Genomic DNA, 3,387 nt, shown 5'->3' on the forward strand with positions numbered 1-3,387 from the left:
GACGGTGATATCCCTGAGGTTGTGCTCCCTCGCGCCCCTGACGACGAGGTGTTTCATCACGCGGATACTCTGTCCTCGCACCTCATAGAGGTACAGGAGCGGGCAGTGAAAGTGAACGGTCGGCGCGCCTTTATCAGGGGAGGGCCCAGAGAGTTCAGAAGAATGGAGGCTGAAGAGGCCGGGGAGTGCTCATGCCGGATCGTCGCCGGCATTGCGGCTGCCCTCGGGATCAGGAGGGAGCAGGTGGAAGGGACCGCGGCCCTCCTTGCGGGCGGGGCGACCGTCCCCTTCATCGCGAGGTACAGGAAGGAGGCGACCGGGTCTCTGGACGAGGTGGCCGTCGCCGCGGTCAGGGACCGCCTTGCCGCGATGCAGAGGCTCGAAGACAGGAGGGAGACGGTCCTGGCGTCGCTGCGGGAGCAGGGCGTGCTCACCCCCGCCCTCCTGGCCGGCGTGATGGGGGCGGAGACTCCCGCCGCCCTCGAAGACCTCTATCTTCCCTTCAGGCCCGGACGCCGGACCCGCGCCTCTGCGGCGCGGGAGCAGGGGCTTGCCCCCCTGGCAGAGTCCCTGCTCAGGGGCGCGTGTGCCGACCCGGCGGCGGAGGCGCGGAGATATGTGCGCCCCGGCGGCCCTGCCGATGGTGCCGAGGCGCTTGCCGGCGCGAAGGACATCATCGCCGCCACTGTCTCCGAGGACGCCGAGGTCAGGGCGGCGATGCGCCGCCTCTTCGCGGCGGCCGGGGTGATCACGGTGAAGGCGGCCCGCGGGAAGGACCTGGCGGCCACCCCGTACGCCGACTATGCAGGATACACCGGGACTGTCAGGGCGATGCCGGCCCACCGCGTCCACGCGGTGCTGCGGGGGGCGCGGGAGGGCCTGCTCTCCCTCACGGTCGCCCCGCCTGAGAGACGGGCGCTCGCCCTGCTCGGAGAGAGGGGCCGCGGGCCGGCGGCAGAGGTGGTGGCCGCGGCGGTTCTGGACGGGTACCGCCGCCTCCTTGCCCCGGCGATGGAGCGCGAGACTCTCGCGGCCGCGAAGGAGCGGGCCGACGGCGAGGCGGTACGGGTCTTTGCCGCAAACCTCAGGCGTCTCCTCCTGGCCCCTGCTCTGGGGAGAAAGGTCGTGCTCGCCGTCGACCCCGGTTTTGCGGCAGGGTGCAAGATCGCCTGCCTGGACGGGCAGGGGAAACTCCTCGACGCGACGGTCGTCCGCCCCCTACCGCCGCACCGGCAGGAGGCGAAGGCCGCGGCGGCGCTCGCCGACCTCTGCCGGCGGTACGGCGTCGAGGTGATCGCGGTCGGGAACGGGCATGGTGGTCGGGAGGCGCGGGCCTTTCTCCAGAACCTCGGCCTGAAGGTCCCGGTGATCACGGTGAGCGAGTGCGGGGCCTCGGTCTACTCGGCCTCGGCAGAGGCCCGCCGTGAGTTTCCCGACCTCGACCTCACCCTCAGGAGCGCCGTCTCCATCGGCAGGCGCCTCCAGGACCCGCTCGCCGAACTGGTGAAGATCGACCCGCAGGCACTCGGCGTCGGGCAGTACCAGCACGACGTGGACGGGAGACTCCTGGCCGCGGCCCTCGACGACACGGTGGTCAGCGCGGTCAATGCCGTCGGCGTGGAGGTGAACACGGCGAGCGCCCTCCTCCTTGCCAGGGTCTCGGGGATCGGGCCGGTGCAGGCCGAACGGATCGTCGCCTTCAGGGAGGAGCACGGCCCCTTCGGGTCGCGCCGGGCCCTCCTGGACGTGCCCGGGATCGGGCCGAAGACCTTCGAGCAGGCGGCCGGGTTTCTGCGGGTCTCCGGCGGAGCCGACCCCCTGGATGCCACCGCCGTCCACCCGATGCACGCGCCGGTCGTCAGGGCGATGGCCGACGACCTCGAGGTCGGCGTCGGCGACCTGGTCGGCAACTCCGCACTCCTCGGGAAGATCGAGCCCGAACGTTATGTGCACGGTGCGGTCGGCCTCCCGACGGTGCAGGACATCCGCGCCGAACTCGCCGCCCCCGGACGGGACCCGCGGCCGCCCTTCGACCTGAGCGTCTACGAGGACGCACCCGCCTCGGTCGACGACCTGGCCCCCGGCATGACGCTCTCCGGGACGGTGACCAATGTGACTGCATTCGGTGCCTTCGTGGACATCGGGGTCGGGACAGACGGCCTTGTCCACGTGAGCGAACTCGCCGACGCCTATGTCGCCCGCCCCCTCGACGTCGTGGGAGTGCACGACCGGGTCGCCGTCACCGTCCTCTCGGTGGACCTGAAGAGGCAGAGGATAGCCCTCTCGATGCGGGAGAGTCGGCAGGGATGACCGGCCTTCTCCCTGCCGCGGGACGCGACCCCCGCGTCCTGATCCTGGGGAGTTTCCCGAGCGTCGCCTCCCTGCAGGCCGGCGAGTACTATGCGAACCCGCGCAACGCCTTCTGGCAGGTGATGGAGGGGGTCTTCGGCGTGCCGGCAGACCTCCCCTATGAGGAACGCCTCGGGTTGCTTGCGGAGAAGGGCGTCGCCCTCTGGGACGTCCTTGCCGGGTGCACGCGGGAGGGGAGCAGCGACGCCTCCATCAGGGACGCGAGGGCCAACGACATCCCGGGCTTTCTCCGCGACCACCCGACGGTGAGGACGGTCGCCCTCAATGGCAGGGCGGCCGAGCACTGGCTCAGGCGCGTCCACCCCGGCGTGTGGGAGATACCCGGGGTCAGAGTCCTCCCCCTCCCCTCGACGAGTCCGGCGAACGCCCGCCTCTCTGTGGAGGAGAAGGTCGCCCTCTGGCGGGCGGCCGCCGGCAAACCCTGATATAGCGCCACGGCAAGGGGTGGGCATGGAGAGGCGGGGTGCGGTGCTCGCCGGGGGGATCGCGGCGCTCTTTCTCATCGTCAGCGTTTCCGTTCTTCTGACAGGCGGCGAACCCCTCTCTCTCCTCGTACGCCTCCTGGCCCTCAACGGCTACCTTGCCCTCGCCCTCGCCGCCTCGATGTCGCCCTTCCTCCGCGAGATCAGGGCGGTCTTCGGCAGGCCTTTCCTCGCGGTCCACCACACCCTCGCTGCCTTCGGCCTTGCCGCCGTCCTCCTCCACCCCCTCTCCTATGCCCTGCTGACCGGGAGCCTTGCGGTCCTCTTCCCCTCGACCTGGACATGGGTGGAGTTCTGGACCTATGCAGGGCGGCCGGCCCTCGTCCTCATCCTCGTCGCCCTGACAGCGGTCAGCCTCAGGAAGAGGTACCCCGCCTACTGGCGGCCCTTTCACATGCTGATGTACGCCGCCCTCGTCCTGGGCCTCGTCCATGCCCTCCTCCGCGGCACCGACACCACCGGCCCGGTCGTCAGGGCAGTGCTCGGCGGGGTCTTTCTCGTTGCGATGGGGGCGTTCGTGGCGAAGAGGTGGCAG

3 protein-coding genes are annotated in these 3,387 nt (G+C 70.7%); all 3 read left to right on the plus strand.

Going from position 1 to position 3,387, the window contains the following annotated elements:
* Positions 1-162: 162 nt before the first annotated feature.
* Entirely contained in the window at positions 163-2,310 is a 2,148-nt protein-coding gene (locus PHP59_RS06655) for a Tex-like N-terminal domain-containing protein (protein WP_300165297.1), read from the plus strand.
* Positions 2,307-2,795, plus strand: a complete 489-nt coding sequence (locus PHP59_RS06660) for a DNA-deoxyinosine glycosylase (protein ID WP_300165299.1) — start codon at positions 2,307-2,309, stop codon at positions 2,793-2,795. Before PHP59_RS06655 ends, PHP59_RS06660 begins: the two co-directional genes overlap by 4 nt.
* A 25-nt stretch (positions 2,796-2,820) precedes the next feature.
* Positions 2,821-3,387, plus strand: a 567-nt coding sequence (locus PHP59_RS06665) for a hypothetical protein (RefSeq protein ID WP_300165301.1), incomplete at its 3' end; no start/stop codon positions are given.

This window comes from Methanofollis sp. (genome assembly GCF_028702905.1).
GTDB lineage: Archaea > Halobacteriota > Methanomicrobia > Methanomicrobiales > Methanofollaceae > Methanofollis.

Coding starts and splice junctions, on each gene's coding strand:
- PHP59_RS06655 (WP_300165297.1), top strand. CDS start 163: ATGGAGGCTGAAGAGGCCGGGGAGTGCTCATGCCGGATCGTCGCCGGC.
- PHP59_RS06660 (WP_300165299.1), top strand. CDS start 2,307: ATGACCGGCCTTCTCCCTGCCGCGGGACGCGACCCCCGCGTCCTGATC.